Source organism: Streptomyces sp. Ncost-T10-10d (assembly GCF_900091955.1).
Lineage (GTDB): Bacteria > Actinomycetota > Actinomycetes > Streptomycetales > Streptomycetaceae > Streptomyces.
Genome location: NZ_FMDF01000157.1, coordinates 85,592 through 106,800, shown reverse-complemented (window position 1 = coordinate 106,800; position 21,209 = coordinate 85,592). Strand labels below are relative to the sequence as shown.

The following is a 21,209-nucleotide window of genomic DNA, read 5'->3' as shown; positions in this document are numbered from 1 at the left end:
TCGGCCGACCGATCACGCCACCCCGCCCGCTCGTTACGAAGCCCGCCAACCCCCTTACGTCGGCTTCGCCCAGGACAGCGTCACCGCGGGCAGAGCCACCCTCGTCCCGGAGACATGGGAGGAGATCAATACCCGGAACGAACGCCTCAAGGCCGACAGGGAGCGAATTCCCGCCCCTTGCGAAGAACTTGGCCGCCGAGGTGCGCAGTAATGCCACGATCGCCGGACCAGTCACTCGACAAGGAGGAGAACCGTGCCCGACACGCTGAATCAGCAGGCCCGGCCCGCCACCTCACGAACCGCCCACCGCATGCGCGCCGCATTGCTGTCGGTCCCGCTGGCCGCCGCCGTCCTCGTCGCCGCCGCCCCCAGCCAATCCGCCGCGCCCGGTCAGGCCGGCAGAGCCGACCACGCCGACCGCGCGGGTGCTTCACTGACCTGTCGAGGGAACGGCGTCGATCCCGCTGCCAAGATCCGGTACCGGACCGCGACCGTCATCCACGCGCCGCTGCGCACCATCTGGAATCTGCAGACCGACGTGGAACGCTGGCCGTCGTGGCAGCCGCCCGTCACCAGCATGAAACGCCTGGACGCGGGTCCGCTGCGGGAGGGTTCGCGGTTCCGGTGGACCACCCCGGTGCCCCCCACCTCCACGACGCCCGCCACCACCCTGACCATCACCTCGACCGTCCAGCAGCTCAAGCACGGCACGTGCATCCGCTGGACCGGTCCCGCGATCGGCAAGGGGCTGCGCATCGACAGGGGCGTCCATGTCTGGACCTTCACCAAGGTCTGGGGCGGTGTCCTCGTACAGACCGAGGAGACCTGGACCGGTGCCCAGGTCGAAGCGGACGTGCCCACCTCCATCAAGTACCTCGGAGGAGGTCTTGAGGAGTGGCTGAAGGAGCTGAAGGCCACGGCCGAAGCCCGCCGCTCGGGGAAGGGCTGACACGTCCACCGGAACCGGCCCCCACCGCGCCCGGCCCATCCCTTCGAGCCACGGGAGAGGCCCATGTCCACGGTACGGCTCAAGCTGTCGGATCTGCCTGCTCGGAGATGGCTGCCTTCTGTGAACGGCTCCGGCGGCGCGACCGAAGTGCCAGTACTCGGCAAGGACCCGTGAACGCCCACACCGAGGGACCGCTCTGTCGCACACAGGAAGGGTCGGGTGGCCGAACGGGCCGTCCTGCACAGGTGGCGATGGCCCTACTATGGAGCTACGTACAACGGCGGCGGAAGGAAGAGGGCCATGCGACGGCTCGGGGAACTCGAGGCGGAGATCATGGACCGTCTCTGGAAGTGGGGGCGCCCGGCCACGGTCCGCGAGGTCGTCGACGACATCAACGCCCATCGGCCCATCGCCTACACAACCGTGATGACCGTTGCCAACATCCTGTTCAACAAAGGCTGGCTGCAGCGCAGCAAGCAGGGCCGGGCCTGGCTGTACACACCGGTCCGGAGCCGCGAGGCCTATTCCGCCGCCCTCATGGAGGACGCCCTCGGGACCAGCGAGGACCGCCCCGCAGCGCTGGCACACTTCGTGGAGAAGATGTCCGACGAAGAGGTCGCCGCGCTGCGGAAGGCACTGCGAAACACCGGCGGACGATCCAGGACGTGAACGCCGCCCCCGCACTCATCGGCTACGCGGCGGCCATCGGCTTCCTCGCTCCCCGGGTGTTGCTGCGGAGTGCCTGGCCGCACCGTGCCCCCGCGCTGGCCGCTGCGACGTGGCAGGCCCTGGCGGCCTCGTTCTCCATCTCGGTGGCACTCGCCGCCTACCACCTCGCCACTCCGACCGAGCACCTCCATGCCGGGGTAATGGGGCTTCTTCATTCCTGCGGAGTGGCTCTCGGCGCCGTGGGATCACAGGACCCCACCATGGCCGACCGCCTCTCCGTCGCGCTCCCCGCCGCTGTCGCGCTGGCCCTGACAGCAGGTTTCGCGTACCAGGTCGTCCGTGCACGCAGGGCACGTTCCCGCCACCGTGCGGTCCTCGACATGGTCGGCCGCCGGTCGCACCGGCTGGACGCCACCGTGGTCGAGCACACGGCCGCTGCCGCGTACAGCCTCCCGGGGAGGCACCCACGCATCGTTGTCAGCGAAGGCGCAGTGCGCCTGCTCTCCCCCGAACAGCTGGACGCCGTCCTGGAGCACGAGAGGGCCCATGTCGCCGGCCGCCATCATCTGGTGCTGGCCGCAGCCGAGGCATTCTCCGTGATCTTCCCACGGGTACCACTGGCCCGGCATGCCAGGGAACAGACCGCGCTCCTGCTGGAGATGATCGCGGACGACCGCGCGTTGCGTCGCCATTCGCACGATGTGCTCGCCTCCGCGATGTACGAGATGGCTGCGGCACGAGCCCCCAGGGGCGCGTTCGCCATCGGTGGCGACTCCGTGCTCGTCCGCCTGCAACGAGTACTCGGCCCGCGCCGTGGCACGCACCCCGCCCTGCGAGGGTTCGTGGCCGCGGCTGCCGTCACGGTGCCGTTCCTCCCTCTGCTCGTCACCTGCCCACTGGGCATCGTGTAGCAGAAGCTCGCTTCGCCGACCTCGCGAACCGACTCGCCATCTCATTTACTCATTTACCAAGTTGCTTCTGTCTACTGTCGCCCTGGTCGCGTGCGGAGCCCCGGACCCCGTTTCCTCGCCTCGGATGGCGCATCTCCACGGGCCCGCTCGACTGTGTGAGCCGGATTCGCTGAGTTCGGCGGCCCCTGCGGAACAGACCGGTAACTACTGCACCGCGGTCGTAGATTATGAAGTCACGCGCCGAAGGGAGTCGTTGTCATGGCCGCCTCTGCCACCACACGCTCGGAGATCAGGCACCCGTTGTTCTCCCGTATCTACCCGAAGATCAATGCATTTGCGGAAGCTCACGGAGCACTTGAGCATCGTGCGGAACTGCTCGCGCGCACCGCGGGTCGCATTGTCGAGATCGGAGCGGGGTCCGGCGCAAATTTCCGGCACTATCCGCCGGAGGCGGACCACGTGATCGCGGTGGAGCCGGAGCCGCGACTGCGCGCGCTCGCCCACCGGGCAGCGGCTGACGCCGCCGTGGCCGTCGAGGTCCGCGCGGGCCGTGCGGAGGAACTGCCGTTGCCGGACGACTCCGTCGACGGCGCCGTGGTATCGCTCGTACTGTGCACCATCGCCGACGTACCGAGGGCTCTCTCGGAAGCCGCGCGCGTCCTGCGCCCCGGAGGGCGGTTGTTCTTTTACGAGCACGTACGGTCCACGAACCGCAAACTCGCCCGGAAGCAACGCATTATGAATACGGTGTGGCCCCTCCTCGGCGGTGGCTGCAATCTCACCCGGGACGCCGAGCAGGCCATATCGGACGCGGGCTTCAGGATCGAGCACTCCCGGAATTTCGACTTTCTTGTGAACGGGCGCACCAGCCCCAGCTCACCGTGCGTCATCGGAGAGGCCCGCGTGCAGCCGACCGGAAATGACGCGAGCCCAGTGGTCGGGCACACGTGAGGCTGGGCGCCCTCCCTCCCGCATCGGCTGCCCCCTCCATGGCGAACTGCTTGCCGTCGACAGCCCAGTTGTACTTGCCAGAACGGAGCGGCGGTTGATGCTGTTCTTGGGCGAGTTCTCTTCTCAGTGACGGACAGCGTCCTTGCGGGCTACCACTGCCGCCGTCATCACCTGCGACTCCCTCTCACCGGTCCCCCGTATCCGTGAAGCGGGTGGCCCGTTATCCGCAGCTGTCAAGTAGCGGCGCAGGTGAGCGGCCCGTACACCAGGAGGCACGTAGGGACGGGTGGCAGCTGGGCCGGTCACGCAGTCGAGGCGCCCGACGGTCAATGCCGGCCATCGTGCTTTCCCCTCTCACAGCCGTTGGCCGTTGCCGGGTGCTCCGCCCATCATGCGGAGCATGTCCCTGCCGCCGGTTCGGAAGAACCGGATGAGGAGGGCGGCGGCCAGGATGAGGAAGGCGATGTTGAGCCAGGTGGTGTAGTTCCAGGTGACGCCCTCCATCGGGACCTTCGCGTCGGCCTGGTCGGGAATGAGACCGAGACCGCCGAAGGCGAACTCCACGATGTATCCGGCGATGACGGTGGCCAGGTAGAAGGTGCCGAGGAGGAAGAGCGCCGTCCTCGCGCCGTAGTACTTCCGGTAGATGTTGAGGATCGGCAGGATCAGCAGGTCGGCGAAGATGAACGCGACCACGCCGCCGAAGCTGATGCCGCCCTTCCACAGCACCACCGCGAGTGGCACGTTGCCGATCGAGCAGACGAACGAGGCGATGGCGACCAGCGGGCCGATGATCGGCCCCCACAGCTTGGCCGCCAGCGGGTGGCCGTCGAAGAAGAAAGAACGCCAGAACGAGTCCGGCACCCAGGCCGCGACAGCGCCGGCGATGAGCAGGCCGATCGCCAGGTCACGCAGGATCGCCGCCCATTCCATCACGAAGACGTGCGCGGTGGAGGTGAAGCCCTCGCGAGACAGCAGCCGCCGGGCGAAGGATCCCTCGCGCTGCACGGACATGTCCATCGCGGCATGGCCCTCCATCGAGCCGGCGAGCCCGCGTTCGGCCTGCTCACTTGCCTGGCGCAGCAGTCCATCGCGCAGGAACAGCCGGAACAGCACCGCCAGCACGACGATCATGATGGGGCCGCCGGCGAACTCCGCCGCAGTGAATTGCCAGCCCATCAGCAGCGCCAGGATGACACCGAGCTCGACGACCAGGTTGGTAGACGCAATCTCGAAGGCCATCGCCGCAGTGAAGTTCGCGCCCTTGCGGAACAGTGAGCGGGCGAGCGCCACCGCGGCGTACGAGCATGAGGAGGAGGCCGCGCCCAGGCCCGCGGCGATGGCGAGGGTGCGGGGTCGGTCGTCGCCGAGCAAGGAGACGACACTGGACTTGCGGACGACCGCCTGGACCACGGCTGACAGGACGAAGCCCAGGATCAGGGCCCACGTGATTTCCCAGGTCATGGAACCGGCGATCGACAAGGCGTGCAGCACGGCATGGATCATGCCCAAAGCCTCTCTTGCGGAGCACGACGTGGGGCCCACCGACTCTCGGCGACTCGACGGCGCCGCGCGGTGGGAGACGCCGGGGCGCCGCCTGGGAGCCGGCACCCCGGCGTGTGTCAGTCGACATTCAGCGTCGGCGCGGCGGTGCGGAGCTTGCAGCCGGCGCTGAGGCCCCCTTTCCGCGCGGACCGTTGCAGGCTGCAAGTCAGGTTCAGCGTGGCCGCCGTTGCACGACGTCGGCGAGCACCGTGGTCACCAGCTTGTTGACGGTTGCCGTGGTCGGTGGGTCAAGGTCGCGGTCTGCGAACAGGAGATGCCCGCCTCCGACCAAGGAGAGGGTGAGTGAGTCGATGTCGGCGTCGGCCGAGATGCGACCCATCGCGCGCTCGTCGGCCAGGTAGGCGGAGACCGCGCTCGTGACCTGGGCGAGGATCGCGATGCCGCCTCCGGGCCTGGCTTGCCGCAGCCGCGCGCGCAACTCGTCCCGGAAGGTGATGAGCGGGATGATCGCCACGGGAACCGGTCCGAACAAGGTGCTCAGCGCGCCGGTGAGGTTATCGGCCACGGTGCCGGTGCCGACGGTCTCGCGCAGCGCATGCGCTTGTGTCTCGAGCTGTGCGGCCCGGTCGAGCACGAGCTCGGTGAGGAAGGCGTCGAAGTCGGTGAAGTGCCGGTGCAGGACGCCTTTGGCGCAGGCTGCCTCGTCGGTGATGGCCCGGCTGGTCAGCCCGTTCGGGCCGTCCCGCAGCAGCACGCGTTCGGCTGCCTCGAACAGCTGCTGCCGCGCGTCACGAAGGAGTACCGGCCGAGCATGTTGATGTGACGCCGCACCAACGGCGAGAGGCGGGCCACGTCCTCATCGCGGACGTCCAAGCCGTCCGCACCCGGCTGGTTCACCGCGGCGTCCACGTACCGAGTGTTGAATAGTACGAGCGCGTTGAGGACCAAGCCCAGGCAGCCGATCCGGTCCCCCGCGCCGTCCTGGTAGCGCTGGCAGAGCTGCCCGGGAGTGGCCGTAAAAGATCTCCGGACGAGGGAGCGCCGGCCCCGTGCGCGACCAGCAGCGCAGCGATCGTCACGTGCAGGTCCTTCAACCTCGCCTCGCCCCGGTGACCGAGGCGAACGCCTGGTCGGCGCCGGTCCACGAGAACACGTCCAGCCGCGACCCCGGCAGGTCGACGCAGGGCAGCATCGCATTCACCGCGGCTCGCAGCTCCAGCAGGGTCCCGCTCGCCGTACTCCTTGAGGCACGACGGATCGGCGATGCCCAACTGCTCGGCCGGGTACTCGGCCACCTCCGCCGGCACCTGTCGCGGGTCCGGCATGAACCGGCTCAAGTAGCGCACGCTCGTCAGCTGGACCGCGAAGCCGAGCCGGTTGTGCGCACGCTGCTTGGCCCACACCTTCTCCAGATCCGAGTCATCCAGGAAGAAGTACCGCTCCAGCTCGGCACGAGACGGCGCTCCGCTGAACGCCGCGTACTGGGCTGCCTGTTGATCCGACAGGAACTCGACCGCCATCAGGTTCTCCGTAGATCGACAACATCGACCCGCGAAGGCTGCGCCGTACGATCAGCCCAGGTCAAAGCACCAATCAGGGCCGCGAGGGGTTAGCGCACGTTCTGACCTGGATGTTCCAAGCGCCGCGTGACCAGTGGCCTGGCTTCGGCCGGTCACGGACCCGCGGCGATCGCGCGCTGGACCGGGCCGCTGCGCAGCACCCTGTCCGGCTTCGACGGGCAGCGTGATGCAGACGCCAGAACTGCTCATCTGGGAGGGCAGTTGACGGATTGAGATGGATACCTGGACATAATTCGCAGGCGCGCGGCAACGGCAAGGACCTACTCTGCCCGTCATGATCGACTGGAAGAGCGTCGAGGCCGCCGACTGTGCCGTGCCCGCTGACCGGCCCATGGACGACCTCGTCCGCGAGCTGTCCCGTGCCCTGGCAGATCCCGACCCACTGGTCCGGGACGGCGCGCCCTACACCGTCCTCGCGACCTGGATCGCCCGCGGGGCGATCGGGACGTCCCGGCGGCTGGAGCTGGGGGACGAGATGGCCACCCGGTTCACCGACCCGCGGGTCGAAGCCCGCACCTTCGCGCCCCTCGTACTCGACATGCTGGTGGCCGCTGGAAACTTCAAGGCCGGCTGGGTGGACGCGTTCGAGCACTGGTACCCGGCGGAGCAGGATCTCCGCGGCCACGATGAGACGCTCGGCTGGCTTCACGCGGTGGCGCACGGCGCGGACCTGCTTGCCGGCTTCGGTCGCCACCCCGAGGTGGCGCCGGTGCGAATGCTGGACCTCGCCGCCGCGCGGCTGACGGCGCCCACCGACCACGTCTACGACCAGATGGAGGACGACCGCTTGGCCCGGGCGATCGCCCGGGTCCTCACCCGCACCGACCTGAGCGAACGCGACGCCGTCGGCTGGCTGGATCCGATCGCCGCCCACTTCGGGGCCGACCGCCTCAGCACCCCGGTGCCCGCTCACATCAGCAACTGCCTGCGCACCCTGCGCCTGCTCTACATCCTCGCCGACCGGGGCGTGCGCCCCACCAGTGAACTGCCCGCGGAACCCCTCCACCACCGCGACGCGGTCAAGTCCGGCATCGCCAGCGTCCTCGACAGGATCGTCAGACGCTGACCGACGGCACCCGTTCGGCGGGGCAGACCGGTACGCATGCCCTCCACGTACGACGGGGATGGCGCTGATCGCGCACACCGGCCTCCCCTGCCGGCACCGTCCAGTTGACGCGGGGAAGAGGCCGAGCGTGTCGTGGCGGCGACGGCGGAGGCCTGTGCAGCGGTGAGGCTCCCGGCTGCTCCTTTCCGGTGCCACCCGCCGAGGCAGCCGCCCGGAGGCAGCTGCCTCGGCGTTGTCGCGGTCAGTTCCCTCGCAGGGCGGCGAGGGTGTGGTCCAGGGCGGCGCGGCTGGTGCGGTTGTAGGGGAGCTTTCCGAGCAGGGCGGCCATGGCGCAGCTGTTGGAGAGGGCGGAGTAGACGAGGCCGGCCGCGATTCCTGCGGAGAGCAGCTGGAAGGCGGGGTGGATCAGCAGGCCGAGAAGCAGGCCGAGGAGAACGACGGAGCCTGCGGTGAGGCGGACCTGGCGGTCCATCGCCCACTTGGGTCGCGCCGTTTTTGTGGTGGGCCGGTGCAGGGCTTCGCCGGTGGAGGCCCAGGCTGCAGTCCCGCCTTCCAGAGTCGAGGCGGGAATGCCGTTGCGGGACAGCAGTTCGCAGGCGTTCTGCGAGCGTGCTCCAGAGGCGCAGACCACGAGGAGCTCGCTGCGGTCGGCGGCATCGCGCAGGGCGGGCAGGGCGTGGCCGAGGTCGTCGAGGGGGATGTTGTGGGCGCCGGGCAGGTGACCACCGGCGTATTCACCGGGCGTACGTACATCGATGACGGTCAGGGAGTGCAGGCGCTCACGGGCGATGTCGGTGGTGAGGGTCGTGTGCATGGGGCGTGTCATGTCCTTCACATTGGTGCGGGTGGGTCAGATGAGGCTGTCGATGAGCATGAAGGCGGCCACGACCAGCAGGACGTAGGCGAACACCCGCTGCAGGCCGTTGCCGGAGAGTTTCGCGGCGAGGCGTTTGCCGTCCCAGGCGCCGAGGATCGCGGCTCCGGTGAAGGGTGCGATGACGGCCCAGTCGAGGCCGTCGGCGGTGCCGGTGCGGGTGGCGAGGGCGGCCACCGAGTTGATGGTGATGACCAGGAGGCTGGTACCGACCGCGGCCTTCATCCGCAGGCCGAGCGCGCCGACCAGGGCGGGCACAGCGAGGAATCCCCCGCCTACGCCGAGTACGCCGGTGACGGCGCCGAGACCGGCCCCCGCGCCGGCGGCCCGCGCCGGTTGCACGGAGCGGTCTTCCGTCGAGCGGCCGGGGCGGAGCATGCGCCACGCCGCGAGCGCTGCGATCACCGAGAAGGCGGTGGTCAGGACGGGGGCGGGAATGCCGCCTGCCGCGAGTCCACCGAGCATGGCGGGGACGATGCCCGCGGCGGCGAACAGCAGTCCGGCCCGCCATCGGACGTGGCCGTCCCGAGCGTGGGCGAGCAGGGAGGTGAGCGATGTCGCGGCGACGATGATCAGGCTGGCGGTAGTGGCGGCGACGGGGCTGAAGCCGAGCAGGTAGATCAGCGCCGGGACGGCCAGGACGCTTCCGCCGCCGCCGAGCCCTCCCAGTGCCAGACCGACCGCGGCTCCGGCCACCAGTGCCAGGATGAGCACACTCATACGACGGTGCCCGCCGCCCCACGGGCGTCATGGACCGGCAGTCCCTGACGGGCCCAGGCGGCCATGCCACCGGTGACGTCGACCACGTCGATGCCCCGTTCGGCCAGCAGGCGGGCAGCGTGCCGGGAACGGTTACCGGAGCGGCAGATCAACACCAGCCGCGGGCCGCCCCCTGCACCGGGTACACCTGCGCCGGCCGCCAGCCGGGACATGGGCAGATGCCGGGCGCCGGGGACGTGCCCGGCCTGCCATTCATCCGCCTCACGCACATCCAGCAGGACGACAGCATGCTCCTGGAGCATGCGGTGGGCTTCGGTGACACTGAGGCGGCCGGGACCGCGTCGGAGGAGAGACATGCAAAGGCTCCTTTCGGCGCCGGAGAAGGTATGAGGCGGGTCAGCCGTTGGTGCGGACGGCCAGACCCGCTTCGGCCGCCTGGTCGAAACCGTCGTCCACGGCGACCACGTCACGGCCTGCCGCGTCCAGCAGCGAGGCCGCGATCCCGGCCCGCATGCCGCCGGCACAGTGCACCCAGACGGTTCCGGCGGGAACCTCGTCGATCCGCTGGTGCAGCATGTGCACGGGGATGTGGACGGAGCCCTCGATGTGTCCGCCGGCGCGCTCGGAGTCGCGGCGGACGTCGAGGATCACGGGGTGCGACGCGTCGCGGAGTTCTGCGGCCAGGTCGGCGAAGACCGCCCGGCGGAACGACGCCGGAGCCTCACCGGGTCGCAGCCAGTCGGCCGGGCCCCCGGTGGCCGCGGCGGCGGGCCGGTCGATACCGACGCGGACCAGCTCGCGCTGCACCGCGGCAAGCTGCTGGGCCGACTCGGCGAGCAGGGTGATGGACTTGCCCCACGGGATCATCCACGCGAGGTAGGTGGCGATCTTGCCATCGGCCTCGAAGTTGAACGACCCCGTGACGTGTCCGTCGGCGAACGCGACGCGGTTGCGCAGGTCGACGACCCACTCACCGGCTGCGAGCCGGGCGGCGATCTCCTCGGCGTCCGCGCGGGGCGGCGCGGTCAGGTCGACCGGGTCCGGGCCCGCCGAATTGGCCGGGCCCATGTGCGCGTAGTACGCGGGTACGTCCTCCAGGCCGGCGAGCAGTTCGGCGACGAAGGTGTCGATGTCCTGGGCCAGTGCGGCGTTGACCGTCTTCTCCTGGCCGATGGTGCTCGCGTCGCCCTCGGCCTGCCCGGACGAGCAGAAGCTGCCGAAGCCGTGGGTGGGCAACACCGATGTCGTGTCGGGCAGTTCGGCGGCGAGCCGGTGCGCGGAGGCGTGCTGGGCGCGAGCCAGGTGCTCGGTGAGCCGGGGCTCGACCAGGTCGGGGCGGCCCACGGTGCCGATGAGCAGCGAACCGCCGGTGAAGGCGGCGACGGGGGTACCGCTCTCCTCCAGGACGTAGGCCGTGTGGTGCGGGGTGTGGCCGGGGGTGGCCAGGGCCCGCACGGCTATACCGTCATCGATCTCGATCACGTCTCCGTCGTGGACCGGGACACGGGCGAAGGAGACATGAGCGGCGGCCGGCACCAGATAGGCGGCGCCCGTCAGCCGGGCCAGCTCCAGACCGCCAGTCACGTAGTCGTTGTGGATGTGCGTCTCCACGACGTGTGTGATGCGCACGCCTCGCCGCGCAGCGGCCGCGATGACCTGGTCGATGTCCCGCGGCGGATCGACCGCTACCGCTGTCCGGGCGCCCCCGGCCAGGTAGTGCCGGTTGCCCAGGCCCTCGATCTCGATGGTGTCGACGAAGAACATGTGCCGCTCACTCCCTCATTCCGGTTGGGTACCCCCTGGGGTATTAAATCAACCGTAACAGATTACCCCGGGGGGTATAGTGGAGTGAGAATCATCCACTCCTCGGCGCGTGCACTGCCTGGCCGCACAGGCCCTCGACGCCGACCGCAGCGTCGGACTGCCACTGCCCTGCGACGTGGTGATTCCCACCGAAAGGCAGTGGACGGTGATGCAGGCCCCGGACCCCGCGGCCATGGTTGCCCTGACCGGCCCGGCCGCCATGCCTCCGGTGGCCTACGAGGCCACCCGCAAGCTGGACAAGGCCCTCGCCGCGATCACCATGGAGCTCAACGAATGGACCCGCCCCTGCCGAACCCCTCCGAGGCAACCGCGGCCGACGCGACCACCATGACAGCCGACGAGGAAGCCGCAGCCCGCGCCGTACTGAACCACCTGCGCCGCGCGCAGGGTCGGCGCATACCGACTATGCGGCCTGTCACAACGTGACCGCAGCCCGGAGTGGATACTCCGTACCACTCCCACCCGGCCGACGCAGGTCCCTTGCCCGACGTCCGTCGCGGCTACGTCCCACGGCCCGTCACAGTGCGTCCCGTTGGCTCAGCGCGGTCGACTCGCACACCAAGGCAGGCTCGCCACCTTCGGCAAGTACACCCACGCGCAGTACACGGAAGCAGGCACGGACCGTCAGCGAACAGCGAATGCTTGCTACTAAAACACTTAGCTGTCTAGTATTCAGGCGGCCCTCTCGCCCACGTGACCACACACGTTCCGGGCGGTGCGGCCGAATGAACCTCACGTACCCAAAGCGCCTGACTACGCCAGGAGAACCGAACGACCCCTGGCAAGGGCGGTCGAGGAAGAAGGAGCTGGCCCCACCATGGCGTCCCACCGCCGCCCCAAGCCGCCCCGCAGGAACCAGACGACCGTGCTTACGACAGCCGCTCTGGCCGTCGTCGCCCTGTCTGCGCAGTCGGCCTCGGCCGACCCTGCGCCCGATCCGACGAAGAAGGGCGTCAAAGCTCAAGTTGACCGGCTCTACGAAGAAGCCACACAGGCGACAGAGAAGTACAACGGCACCAAAGAGAAGGCCGACGGCCTCGAGAAGGACGTTACGGCTCTTCAGGAAACCGCGGCGCGCAAGCAGGCAGATCTCAATTCGATGCGCGCACGCATCGGATCCCTCGCCAGTGCCCAGTACCGCAGCGGCGGCATGGATCCGTCGATGCAGCTGATGCTCTCCACCGACCCGGACTCCTTCCTGGAGAAGGCATCCCTCCTGGACCAGGTCGGCGCACGCGAACTGAGTACCTTTCAGCAGTTCCAGATCCAGCAGCGCGGACTGCAACAGCAGCGGGCCGAAGCCTCCAAGAAACTGGCGGATCTAGAGACCACCCGCACCGAACTCCGCCGCAAAAAGTCCGAGATTCAGGGCAAACTCGCCTCCGCTCAGCGACTCCTCAACACTCTGAGCGCCAAGGAGAAGGCCCGGTTGGCGGCGGAGGAGGAACGTGCGAACCGCGACAGCGCGCGCGTGAACCTCGGCAATGAGTCAAGCGCCTCCTCACGCGCCGCTGCAGCCTTCGACGCCGCCAAATCCCGCGTTGGCCTGCCCTATGTGTGGGGAGCCACGGGACCGGGATCCTTCGACTGCTCGGGCCTCACATCGTGGGCGTTCAAGCAGGCCAATGTCTCCATACCCCGCACCTCGCAGGCACAGGCCAACGTCGGAACGCGTATCAACTCACTGAGTGCTCTGAAGCCCGGCGACCTCATCATCATGCGGACCGACTTGAGCCACGTCGGCTTCTACGCGGGCAACGGACAGATACTCCACGCCCCCAAACCTGGAGCGCAGGTGCGCTACGAATCCATCGCACGCAGCGGTATGCCGTTCATGTGGGGCGTACGAATTTGACGCCTCCCCGAAGGGGACGCGAACGCCTCGGCGGCATCCTCTACGAGTACGAGCATGCCGCCTGAACTGTACGGATGGCCTCGTCGGCAAGGCCCCCGACTTGAACCCCCACGAGCCGTGCCCCATAGCCCCACTGACGGCAAGCCGCCCCGCCCCTGCCCTCCGACGAAACCGCCTCACCACATCCCCTGCGTCCGCACACGGCGCAAGCCCCGCGAAATTCCTACCGACCGGCGTTTCCGCTGGTCAGCAAGTATTTCCCCGAGATCCCCAAGCCAGAGCCCCGTCCCGATACCAGCGGCACGCTGCCGGGGTTTCTCCCACCGGCTGCATGACGCGGGGCATCAGGCGTACCCGAGTCTCTCACCCTGACCTGGGGTGCTGTCTCAGTCGGGCCCTTGGCCCCCCAGTGTGTGCCGCTGGATCAGCCGTGAAATGTCCTTCGCGGTGACGAACCCCACCAGATGGCCCCCATCCACGACGAGAATGCGCATGCCACTACCCGGGCGGAGCTTGTCGAGAGCCTCACTCAGAAGATCACCAGGGGTGGCAACCGCGCACTGTGACAGCGGGATCGCCACCTCACGCACGCGCAGCGCCTCCCGGCGCGCTCCCGGTATCCGGGCGAGCTTGCGTATCTGAACGATCCCGCTGGGACGGCCTTCGAAATCGAGCAGGGGCACGACGGAATGGCGGGAGTTCACCGCCACCTCGTCGATGAAATGCCGGATGGTCAGCCAGTCGGCGCCGGTGGTCACCGGGCTGGACATGGCATCGGCGACCTTGACACCCCGCAGTGCTGTGTGGATCACGGCGCGCTGCCGTTCCGCACCGGCGACGACCGTGATGAAAAGCCCGACGACGATGAGCCACAGCCCGCCCGGCGCCCCGCGCAGGAAAGAGATCCAGCCGAAGGCCATCAGCAGCCCGCCCACGACCTGACCGCTTCGGGAGGCCGCCCGATCCGCACGTTCCCGGTCTCCGGTACGCCACCACAACAGCGCCTGCATCACCCTTCCGCCGTCGAGCGGCGCAGCAGGAAGCAGGTTGAATGCACCCAGGAACAGGTTCGCCCAGCCGAGCCACACCAGAACGGCGGCAGGCACCGCCCAGGCGGACATCGCATGCAGCCCGATTCCCGCTCCGAGCGCGGCGCCTCCGATGGCCAGGCTGGTGAGCGGCCCGCTGATCGCCACCGCGAAAGCCACCGCGGCCGTCTGCGGTGGCCCCATCCGGGTCATCCCGCCCAGCGCCCACAGCGTCACATCCTGTACCGCGATCTTCTTCCTGCGGGCAGTCGCAGCGTGTGCCGTCTCGTGGAGCAGAAGGCTGCCCATGAGCAGTACGGCCCCCACGGCACTGGCAAAGGTGTAAACCGCATTCGAGCGCCCTGGAGTCCATGCCGGAAGGGTCTGGCGGCCAAGACCGTACGCGAACAGGACCACCAGCAGCGGCACGCTCCAGTGCATCCGCAGTGGTACCCCGACAACTTGTCCGACACGGACCGAGCCGTTCATGGTCGTCTCCCGCCGGCTCGGCACCCGGTCCACCGGGCAGGACCTCGCGCCCTGACTCCGTGGACCGACCAGCACGGCACCCACCAACAATTGTCGCTCTCGGAATCTCCCGCAGTCGGCCAGGGCCAAGGACGGCGTTCCCTCTTCAGCTCCCCGGACTCCGTTCAGCGCGTCGCTGCGCCACCGCCCACCCCGCGGTCTTCTTCTGCTCGCCGCCCACCCCGCCCGGCCCGGGCATGCACGGCACGTCGGGTCACCATGTGCGGCGAGTGCGGTGTGGCGGCGCTGAGGACCGCGTGAGCGGCGGGAGTGCTCAGCCTGTGGGCGCCGGCACCGCCGTACGGCCGCCCGGCATGGCAATGAACGTGTCGGTGACCTGGACCAGAGCCTCGGCTGTACAGGGTGCGACGGCCGACGTGCCGTCCTCGCCGACGGTGATCTCCTTGTCCGGCGTGAACCAGCACGGGACGACGTGCGCGGCACCCATCGAGCTCAGGACCGGGCGCAGCGCGTAGTCGATGGCCAGCACATGGGCCGTGCTGCCGCCGGTGGCCGGCGGCAGCACGGTCTTGCCGGTCAGCGCGTACTGCGGAAGAAGGTCCAGCAGTGAGTTCAGCAGCCCCGAGTAGGCGGCCTTGTAGACGGGGTGCCGATGACCACCCTGTCCGCCTCTTCGAACTACGGCGCGGCCCCGACGACGGCCGGGTGCCGGAAGTCGGCGCCCAGCAGCGCCTCGGCGGGCAGGGTACGCACGTCCAGCGGCGTCACGTCGTGGCCCTGCTCCCGGAGCCGGTCGTCCAGGTGGCACAGGAGCCGTGCGGTACGGGAAGTGGCGGAGGGGTTTCCGGATACGGGGAGGATGGTTGCCATGAGGGGCGAGCCTTGTCTCTTCGGATCAGGAGCAGCGGCGGTGCGGGGTGCGGCCGGGAGTCCCGGCCGGAGCGACAACGCTCACCACGCGCTCGAATCGACCGTGCCGACCGGCACCAGCTCGTTGCGCAAGGTCTCCAGGAAGGTGACGATCTCCGCGGCCACCGAGCGGTGCTGCATGTCGTTCAGGACGTCGTGGTGCGCGTCACGGACCGCCGAAAGGCGGGCACACGGCATCGACTTCGCCGAACGGACGAGTGCCTCGCGGTCCGCGAGCGGATCGGCGTCGCCGACGAGGAGCAGCGTGGGGAGGCCGAGTGCACTGTCGTACGCCGCCACTAGTGCTGCGACCGGAAAGGTTCACCGGCTCGCGACGCCCGGCACGGCACTAGCAGGGCCTCCGGCACCGCTTCGTCGAGCGCGCCGCGCCGTATCCCGGGGTCCTCGGTGAGCGTCCCCCCGGTGGGCGGGGCAGGCGGTACGCACGTCGAGCTCGCCCTCCCAGTCGCCGACCGTGGTGGCACCGCGGCCAGGGACCCCGCGAGCGCGACGTCGTCCGGCCGCCCGGCGGACGGGACGTCGTCCGGCCGAGGAGCGCCGCGACGGCGGCGGCTCCTCTGCCCGCTCCCACCAGCACGAGGGGGCGTACGGCACCGTCCTCGCCGCGGGCCGAGTCCTTGGCGGCAGCGGTGAGCATCTCAGAACCCGTGACCGCTCCGTGTCCGTGGCGGGGTCACGGGATCCACGAGTCGCGCCTGGAGTTCGCACGCCTCCTGATGCAACACGACTCACACCAGTTCGGGTTGCGGTTCCGGTTGCCGCGCCGGTCCGACCTTCGGTTCCCACAGTTTGGTGGTCCGTACGTAGCCGTAGACCACTGAGGTCATCGCCAGAATGAGAAGTGGCCCGAACACCCACGGATGTTCGGCCATCTCCATCGACAGATAGCGATATGACACCAAGAGCGCAGCGAAGACCGTTGCACCGTAGGCGACCAGCTGGATTCCTGACCGGTCCCAGCCACGTTCGAGCGAGCGCAGTGCTGCCTCGATCGTGAGCGTGAACACCACGCCGGCAACGAGATCCGCGCCGTAGTGGTAGCCGAAGCCCAACGTTGCACCGAGCGTGGCAATCAGCCAGAACGCGCCTGCGAATTGCAGAATCCGTGGGCCCTTGCGGGAATGAATGAAGATCGCGGTAGCCCACGCTGTGTGCAGGCTGGGCATGCAGTTGCGTGGGGTGATCTCGTCGAATGGCATGTGGTGCGGGGCGCTGATCGGCGGTGGTGTGTCCGGCCACAGGTTGGCCACCGCCCAGTGTCCGCCGTCGGCGCCGTAGGCGAAGATCGGTCCGACCACCGGGTAGATCATGTAGATGCCGGGCCCGAGGAGGCCGATGACCAGGAAGGTGCGCACCAGATGATGGCCCGGGAAGCGACGCTCGACCGCCACGTTGCGTAGCTGGTACAGCGCGACGATGACCGCGGCCACCGCAAGCTGCGTATAGACGTAGTCGAGAAAACGGGCGCCGACCGGGCCGGTGGCCGTGACGATCCGGCCTACCAGCCACGACGGGTTGCCCAGCGCGTGATCGGCGGTTGCCACGTACTGATCGAGCACCGCCGGGCGGGTCTTCGACGTGATGAGCAGCCAGGTGTCGCCGGTCTTACGGCCGGCCACCAGCAGCAGGCCCAGTCCGACGCCCTTCAGCAGCAGGACACGTTCCTGGCCTGTGCGGCGCGTGACAGCGATGACCGCACAGCCCAACATCACCCACAAGGCGCCGTTGCCGAAGGGGTGGCCGTCGGTCACCTTGACGTCGGCCGCCCACCGCACCAGCGAGAAGGTGATGTCGATGCCGATCGCGGCACCAGCCGCGATGAACCGTTGTCGCCAGGTGAGCACCACCATCATCAAGCCCATACTGGCGTACAACAGGAAACCCGATTTGGGGGCGAATACCACCTCTTGCACCTGGGTGGTGATCGGCCCCGGCAGGCCGTAGTGACGCGCGGCAATCTCCAGCGCGATGAGGAATCCGAGGGTCACCACCGCCGCCGCGGCCCACAGCATCACCCGTGGTCGACGCCACGCGGCGAAGGCAGTTCTGCAGTTTATTCGCGAAAACACCCGCGATGCTTTAGATATCAATTGTTTGGCCGATTTGTTAGATGTTGGTTAAGTAGGTCACTCTTCGCGCCGGATAGCACGATTTCCCGGTGAAGGGCAGGCGATGGGCGCGATCGCCATGAATTCGATCATGTTATCGGAGCGGTACGGAAGGGTTCACTGGTCCCAGGTGGTGCGAAGGCCAGTCGATCCTGGCCCGATGGTCCAGCGTCTCGGGAATGACCACGAAACTCTCGACGCCCGGCGGGCATCGAGGGCGACACGGGATACCGAGGGGCTCCACAGCACGCATAAAAGGCCGTGAACCGGCAGCCCGGGCGGGGGCGTTGGCATACCGCCAACACGCCGAATGCGGCGATCAGAGGCGCACCGGGACGAAGCGTGGGACAACGGTCACGTCGACCGGAGCCGTCGGCGTGTTCATCCTCGGCCACAACGCCCGGCTGTCCGGCCCCGACGGGCAGCGGTTGTGCGTTGTCGACCGGCCACTGCATCGTGACCAGTTCCCCGTGGTCCCCCTCTCCCCGGACGAAGCCTCAAGCCGCTCCACTTCGCCGGCCATCGGACGATGGGGCTCGAAGCGCCTTCGGAGGAACCGGGGCGACGCCTCACTCGGCCACGACAGGTAACGCAGCTTGCCTGGCCGCCGGGTTCACCCGTGGCAGCGAGCCCGCCGAGCGGCCTGGGCACCCTGCCCGAGCGCTGCTCTGATGGGAGAGTTGACCGCGCGCCGGCCGAGCAGTAGGCCCGCGGTGGCCAAGGCATAGGTGCCACCGCAACGCAGGCGAGCCCGGGCCGGCAGGGCCTGCCGCCCAGCGGTGAGGCGCCGCCGACGGGAACCGATCTCACGGCGGTGCATGTCCGGTCGGCGCGCGAGATGCCGCAGGTGTGCGTCGGACAGATCGATCGCCGACGGGTGGACCAGCACGCGAAGCTCCCGCGCGAGACAGTGGATCTCGGTCGCGACACTGCCCGAGAGGAGCTTCGCCGTTGCGTACGACGCCCCCAACCAACCTGACGTGCCAGCAGGTTGGTAGAGGCTCAGTGCCCGCCCGAGTGGTCGGCGCGTCCGCCCCGGCGCGGATCGCACTCGTCGAGGGCGGCATCGACCGGCACGTATGGGGCGGCCGCAGCACGGAAGGCTCAGGTCAGGCCGGGCACGAGGCGGGCGCGGCCCACTCACCGCGTGCGCGAAGGCGTGGACGATGCCCGATGTTGTTACGGAGGCCGGCAGAGTAATGCGGGCCAGAGCGACGCGCCGAGACTCCGGTGGCGGAGTGAGCCATTCGGTGTATTTACTGAAACGGTACGCAGCCAAGTCGGCTCACGGGCAAACGCGGCAGGGCTGGAAGCGGCATGCATCCGTACCGGGAGTTTCAGGCGCCCATGCCGGTCGTCAACGTCGGCAGGAGAGCGGCACTCCGATCGACATCTACCACGAGGACCACCGCGTCCTTCGCTACGAGAACACCACCAAGGCCGCTGCCTCCATTGATCAAGACCTCACCCTCGTGACGATGGAGGGAGGTCCGCACAACGTCGCCCGGACGCACCCGGAGGTAATCGACGCCGCGCTGCTGGAGTTCGTGAAGGGATGAGCGGCCCATGACGGGAGTTATCGGTACGGCCCGGCACTTGCGTGGTCTCCTGGCGGGGACCGCCGCGGGCGCTGCCGGGACCACGGCCTTGAACACGGTGGGTTACCTGGACATGGTGATCCGCGGCCGAGGCGCGAGCGAGGCACCGGAGGTCACCGTGGAGCGGCTGTCGGCGGCCCTGCACGTTCCGATCGCGGGCGACGGGAACCTACGGGAGAACCGCGTCGAAGCCCTGGGCCCCCTCACCGGCACGGCAGCGGGTGCGGGCATGGGCGCCCCTGCTCGGCCTTGCCCTCTCCTGCGGCTGGCGGCCGAGCAACGCCGTCCTGACCGCCACGGCGACCGTGGGGGCGCTGATCGGAACCAACGGCCCGATGACGGTGCTGGGCGTGACCGACCCACGCACGTGGTCACGCTCCGACTGGGTCGCCGACATCGTTCCGCATGTGACCTACGCGCTGGTCACCGTCGCCGTCCTCAGGGGTCTGGAACCCCGCCGGGCCGTTCACACCGACCAGATCCGTGGGGGAGTACGGCGATGCGGCGCCGTGTCCCGGCGTGCGCTGTTCGCATGACGAGCGGACGGGAGACGGCACGGGAAGCTTCTTGAGGTGTGCGACAGGCAGTTGCAGGCATTCTGCACGGTGCGCATCAGCCGCACGCCTGTGAGTGATCGTTGCCTCGGTACGCACCTCGGCCGTGCTGAACACCCTCCCTGACCGCCCTGTACCCGCTGCCCGAACAGGGCCGGCTGGACTCCTCGGCCCGACCGCCACACGTACCGCGCCAGGACACTCCGGCGGCCTAACCCGGCTGGTCGGTGGCCCTGCGATGCGAAGAGGGTGACCTGGGGGACCTACCATCACGTTGGGAATCCGCAGACATGGCATCATCGCAACGACGGCTGATAGCCCGCAGGACCCGCTACTGCACCATGGTCGCGCTCCTGGCAACCACCGGCGCGACGCTCAGCGCCTGCGCCGGCCGCAGCGACCGCGCCGCCGACAACGGTGAGGCGGTAGCCGCCGTCTCCAAACAGATGCAGGCCACATACGTGCCCTGCGGCAAACCGCCGGTGAAGCTGGAAAAGATCGACCAGGACTTCCTCGACCAGCTCGCGGCAGCGGACGGCACGCCGCTGTACAAGCTGTCGTACAAGGCGGCCCGGGACGTGCTGAACAAGCTGCAGGCGGGACCCGTGGACATGCTGCCCGCGCAGATCAGCAAGCGGACCGTGCCCGGCGGCCCGACCGGCCCGGTGTCCATCCACGTCGTCCGCCCCAACGGCGTCAAGGGCAATCTGCCCGCCATTGTCTACATCCACGGCGGCGGATGGGTTCTGGGCAACTTCACGACCCACGAACGCCTGGTCCGGCAGATAGCCGACGGAGCACGCGCCGCTGTCGTCTTCGTCGACTACACCCCCTCCCCCGAGGCCCAGTTCCCCGTCCCGGTCGAGCAGGCCTACGCCGTCGCCCGGTGGGTGGCCGGCCATGGTCGTGAGATCGGCGTCGACGCCAGCCGTCTGGCAGTTGCCGGCGACTCGGTCGGCGGAGACATGACCGCCGCTGTCACCTTGATGTCCAAGCAGCGTGGCGGCCCCCACTTCCGGCAACAGGTCATGCTCTATCCCGTGGCCGACGCCAACTTCAACACCCCCTCCTACAACCGGTTCGCCGAGAACTGCTGGCTCACCAAACCGGCCATGAAGTGGTTCTGGGACGCCTACGCCCCCCGCGTGACCGACCGCAGCAACCCGCTGGCCTCCCCGCTGCACGCCACCGTCGATCAACTGCGCGGCCTGCCGCCCGCCTTGATGATCACCGACTCGGATGTGCTGCTCGACGCGGCCAACGCCTACGCCGCCAAGCTCCGTGCGGCCGGCGTCCCGGTCACCTCGTCCCACCACGGCGAAGTCACCCACGACTTCATGATGCTCAACGCACTGGCCGACACCGAGGCCGCCAAGCAGGCCGTCACCCAAACCACCATGGTTCTGCGCGAGGCACTGCATGCGCCGGCCGACCCGGGCCCCGGTAAGTAGCCGGCCCACGAAGCCGTTTCGGGCCCACCGCTCCGCGTTGTGCGGTGGACCCGTCCGCGCCGCCACAACAGGCGGGCGAAGAGGCGACGGTTCCGCCGCGCTCCGGAGCCGCCTGTACAGCCGCCCACGCCTTTGAGACGTACCGG

General features: G+C 68.9%; 20 protein-coding genes and 2 pseudogenes. 10 read left to right on the top strand and 12 right to left on the bottom strand.

Features of this window, described 5'->3' with window-relative positions; translation table 11 throughout:
* Positions 1 to 310 precede the first annotated feature (310 nt).
* From GA0115254_RS28415 to GA0115254_RS28400, 4 genes are all read left to right on the top strand, one after another.
* Entirely contained in the window at positions 311 to 949 is a 639-nt protein-coding gene (locus GA0115254_RS28415; protein ID WP_093898185.1) for an SRPBCC family protein, read from the top strand.
* A 300-nt stretch (positions 950 to 1,249) separates the two neighbouring features.
* Entirely contained in the window at positions 1,250 to 1,618 is a 369-nt protein-coding gene (locus GA0115254_RS28410) for a BlaI/MecI/CopY family transcriptional regulator (RefSeq protein WP_093898137.1), read from the top strand.
* On the top strand, positions 1,615 to 2,529 hold the full coding sequence (locus GA0115254_RS28405; RefSeq protein ID WP_093898136.1) for a M56 family metallopeptidase: 915 nt from the start codon (positions 1,615 to 1,617) through the stop codon (positions 2,527 to 2,529). Before GA0115254_RS28410 ends, GA0115254_RS28405 begins: the two co-directional genes overlap by 4 nt.
* Before the next feature lie 258 nt (positions 2,530 to 2,787).
* Positions 2,788 to 3,480 carry a class I SAM-dependent methyltransferase gene (locus GA0115254_RS28400; RefSeq protein WP_093898135.1) on the top strand — a complete coding sequence of 231 codons (693 nt, stop codon included), beginning with the start codon at positions 2,788 to 2,790 and terminating at the stop codon, positions 3,478 to 3,480.
* Positions 3,481 to 3,834: 354 nt separating this feature from the next.
* Here the strand turns inward: GA0115254_RS28400 and GA0115254_RS28395 are convergent, their stop codons facing one another.
* The 4 genes and pseudogenes from GA0115254_RS28395 to GA0115254_RS47855 all read right to left on the bottom strand — a co-directional run.
* The gene (locus tag GA0115254_RS28395; protein ID WP_093898184.1) at positions 3,835 to 4,983 is read right to left on the bottom strand and encodes a permease; all 1,149 of its coding nucleotides are present in this window, start codon (positions 4,981 to 4,983) and stop codon (positions 3,835 to 3,837) included.
* A 214-nt stretch (positions 4,984 to 5,197) separates the two neighbouring features.
* Entirely contained in the window at positions 5,198 to 5,761 is a 564-nt protein-coding gene (locus GA0115254_RS28390) for a TetR/AcrR family transcriptional regulator (RefSeq protein WP_093898134.1), read from the bottom strand.
* On the bottom strand, positions 5,710 to 6,183 hold the full coding sequence (locus tag GA0115254_RS47860) for a Tn3 family transposase (RefSeq protein WP_107451406.1): 474 nt from the start codon (positions 6,181 to 6,183) through the stop codon (positions 5,710 to 5,712). Before GA0115254_RS47860 ends, GA0115254_RS28390 begins: the two co-directional genes overlap by 52 nt.
* Positions 6,184 to 6,209: 26 nt before the next feature.
* Positions 6,210 to 6,506 (bottom strand): annotated as a pseudogene (locus tag GA0115254_RS47855) (DUF4158 domain-containing protein); the annotation flags it as partial.
* A 334-nt stretch (positions 6,507 to 6,840) separates the two neighbouring features.
* On the opposite strand from GA0115254_RS47855, the gene GA0115254_RS28375 reads away from it, so the two are divergent.
* Positions 6,841 to 7,632 (top strand): DUF2785 domain-containing protein, encoded by a 792-nt coding sequence (locus tag GA0115254_RS28375; RefSeq protein ID WP_093898133.1) that lies wholly within the window; start codon positions 6,841 to 6,843, stop codon positions 7,630 to 7,632.
* Between the two features lie 241 nt (positions 7,633 to 7,873).
* On the opposite strand, the gene GA0115254_RS28370 is transcribed toward GA0115254_RS28375, so the two are convergent.
* The 4 genes from GA0115254_RS28370 to GA0115254_RS28355 are packed head-to-tail and all read right to left on the bottom strand — an operon-like array spanning position 7,874 to position 10,990.
* On the bottom strand, positions 7,874 to 8,458 hold the full coding sequence (locus GA0115254_RS28370; protein ID WP_093898132.1) for a rhodanese-like domain-containing protein: 585 nt from the start codon (positions 8,456 to 8,458) through the stop codon (positions 7,874 to 7,876).
* A gap of 24 nt (positions 8,459 to 8,482) precedes the next feature.
* Positions 8,483 to 9,226 (bottom strand): sulfite exporter TauE/SafE family protein, encoded by a 744-nt coding sequence (locus GA0115254_RS28365; protein ID WP_093898131.1) that lies wholly within the window; start codon positions 9,224 to 9,226, stop codon positions 8,483 to 8,485.
* Positions 9,223 to 9,582: a rhodanese-like domain-containing protein gene (locus GA0115254_RS28360; protein ID WP_093898130.1), complete on the bottom strand. Its 360-nt coding sequence runs from the start codon at positions 9,580 to 9,582 to the stop codon at positions 9,223 to 9,225. Before GA0115254_RS28360 ends, GA0115254_RS28365 begins: the two co-directional genes overlap by 4 nt.
* A gap of 40 nt (positions 9,583 to 9,622) precedes the next feature.
* On the bottom strand, positions 9,623 to 10,990 hold the full coding sequence (locus GA0115254_RS28355) for an MBL fold metallo-hydrolase (protein ID WP_093898129.1): 1,368 nt from the start codon (positions 10,988 to 10,990) through the stop codon (positions 9,623 to 9,625).
* A 109-nt stretch (positions 10,991 to 11,099) separates the two neighbouring features.
* On the opposite strand from GA0115254_RS28355, the gene GA0115254_RS28350 reads away from it, so the two are divergent.
* Positions 11,100 to 11,381, top strand: a complete 282-nt coding sequence (locus GA0115254_RS28350; RefSeq protein WP_093898128.1) for a hypothetical protein — start codon at positions 11,100 to 11,102, stop codon at positions 11,379 to 11,381.
* Positions 11,382 to 11,867: 486 nt separating this feature from the next.
* The gene (locus GA0115254_RS28345; protein ID WP_093898127.1) at positions 11,868 to 12,905 is read left to right on the top strand and encodes a C40 family peptidase; all 1,038 of its coding nucleotides are present in this window, start codon (positions 11,868 to 11,870) and stop codon (positions 12,903 to 12,905) included.
* 386 nt (positions 12,906 to 13,291) lie between these two features.
* On the opposite strand, the gene GA0115254_RS28340 is transcribed toward GA0115254_RS28345, so the two are convergent.
* The 4 genes and pseudogenes from GA0115254_RS28340 to GA0115254_RS28325 form a co-directional block, all read right to left on the bottom strand.
* Positions 13,292 to 14,422, bottom strand: coding sequence for a site-2 protease family protein (locus GA0115254_RS28340; protein ID WP_093898183.1), 1,131 nt, complete (start codon positions 14,420 to 14,422; stop codon positions 13,292 to 13,294).
* Between the two features lie 313 nt (positions 14,423 to 14,735).
* A pseudogene (gene ssuE, locus GA0115254_RS47250) lies at positions 14,736 to 15,292 on the bottom strand (NADPH-dependent FMN reductase).
* Between the two features lie 81 nt (positions 15,293 to 15,373).
* Complete coding sequence (locus GA0115254_RS46595; protein ID WP_256102822.1) at positions 15,374 to 15,631, bottom strand: alpha/beta fold hydrolase; 258 nt, start codon at positions 15,629 to 15,631, stop codon at positions 15,374 to 15,376.
* Between the two features lie 449 nt (positions 15,632 to 16,080).
* A complete protein-coding gene (locus GA0115254_RS28325; protein WP_093898126.1) occupies positions 16,081 to 17,364 on the bottom strand; it encodes a phosphatase PAP2 family protein in 1,284 nt (427 codons plus the stop codon).
* A 1,334-nt stretch (positions 17,365 to 18,698) separates the two neighbouring features.
* Here GA0115254_RS28325 and GA0115254_RS28320 point away from each other — a divergent pair.
* The 3 genes from GA0115254_RS28320 (at position 18,699) to GA0115254_RS28310 (ending at position 21,063) form a co-directional block, all read left to right on the top strand.
* On the top strand, positions 18,699 to 19,019 hold the full coding sequence (locus tag GA0115254_RS28320; protein WP_141720923.1) for an alpha/beta hydrolase: 321 nt from the start codon (positions 18,699 to 18,701) through the stop codon (positions 19,017 to 19,019).
* Positions 19,020 to 19,279: 260 nt separating this feature from the next.
* Positions 19,280 to 19,594: a hypothetical protein gene (locus GA0115254_RS46590; protein ID WP_256102821.1), complete on the top strand. Its 315-nt coding sequence runs from the start codon at positions 19,280 to 19,282 to the stop codon at positions 19,592 to 19,594.
* Between the two features lie 308 nt (positions 19,595 to 19,902).
* Entirely contained in the window at positions 19,903 to 21,063 is a 1,161-nt protein-coding gene (locus tag GA0115254_RS28310) for an alpha/beta hydrolase (protein ID WP_256102820.1), read from the top strand.
* Positions 21,064 to 21,209 lie beyond the last annotated feature (146 nt).

Coding starts and splice junctions, on each gene's coding strand:
- GA0115254_RS28400 (WP_093898135.1), top strand. CDS start 2,788: ATGGCCGCCTCTGCCACCACACGCTCGGAGATCAGGCACCCGTTGTTC.
- GA0115254_RS47860 (WP_107451406.1), bottom strand. CDS start 6,183: ATGCGATGCTGCCCTGCGTCGACCTGCCGGGGTCGCGGCTGGACGTGT.
- GA0115254_RS28375 (WP_093898133.1), top strand. CDS start 6,841: ATGATCGACTGGAAGAGCGTCGAGGCCGCCGACTGTGCCGTGCCCGCT.
- GA0115254_RS28410 (WP_093898137.1), top strand. CDS start 1,250: ATGCGACGGCTCGGGGAACTCGAGGCGGAGATCATGGACCGTCTCTGG.
- GA0115254_RS28310 (WP_256102820.1), top strand. CDS start 19,903: ATGGCATCATCGCAACGACGGCTGATAGCCCGCAGGACCCGCTACTGC.
- GA0115254_RS28365 (WP_093898131.1), bottom strand. CDS start 9,226: ATGAGTGTGCTCATCCTGGCACTGGTGGCCGGAGCCGCGGTCGGTCTG.
- GA0115254_RS28340 (WP_093898183.1), bottom strand. CDS start 14,422: ATGAACGGCTCGGTCCGTGTCGGACAAGTTGTCGGGGTACCACTGCGG.
- GA0115254_RS28345 (WP_093898127.1), top strand. CDS start 11,868: ATGGCGTCCCACCGCCGCCCCAAGCCGCCCCGCAGGAACCAGACGACC.
- GA0115254_RS28355 (WP_093898129.1), bottom strand. CDS start 10,990: ATGTTCTTCGTCGACACCATCGAGATCGAGGGCCTGGGCAACCGGCAC.
- GA0115254_RS28360 (WP_093898130.1), bottom strand. CDS start 9,582: ATGTCTCTCCTCCGACGCGGTCCCGGCCGCCTCAGTGTCACCGAAGCC.
- GA0115254_RS28415 (WP_093898185.1), top strand. CDS start 311: ATGCGCGCCGCATTGCTGTCGGTCCCGCTGGCCGCCGCCGTCCTCGTC.
- GA0115254_RS28325 (WP_093898126.1), bottom strand. CDS start 17,364: ATGCTGTGGGCCGCGGCGGCGGTGGTGACCCTCGGATTCCTCATCGCG.
- GA0115254_RS28370 (WP_093898132.1), bottom strand. CDS start 8,458: ATGACACGCCCCATGCACACGACCCTCACCACCGACATCGCCCGTGAG.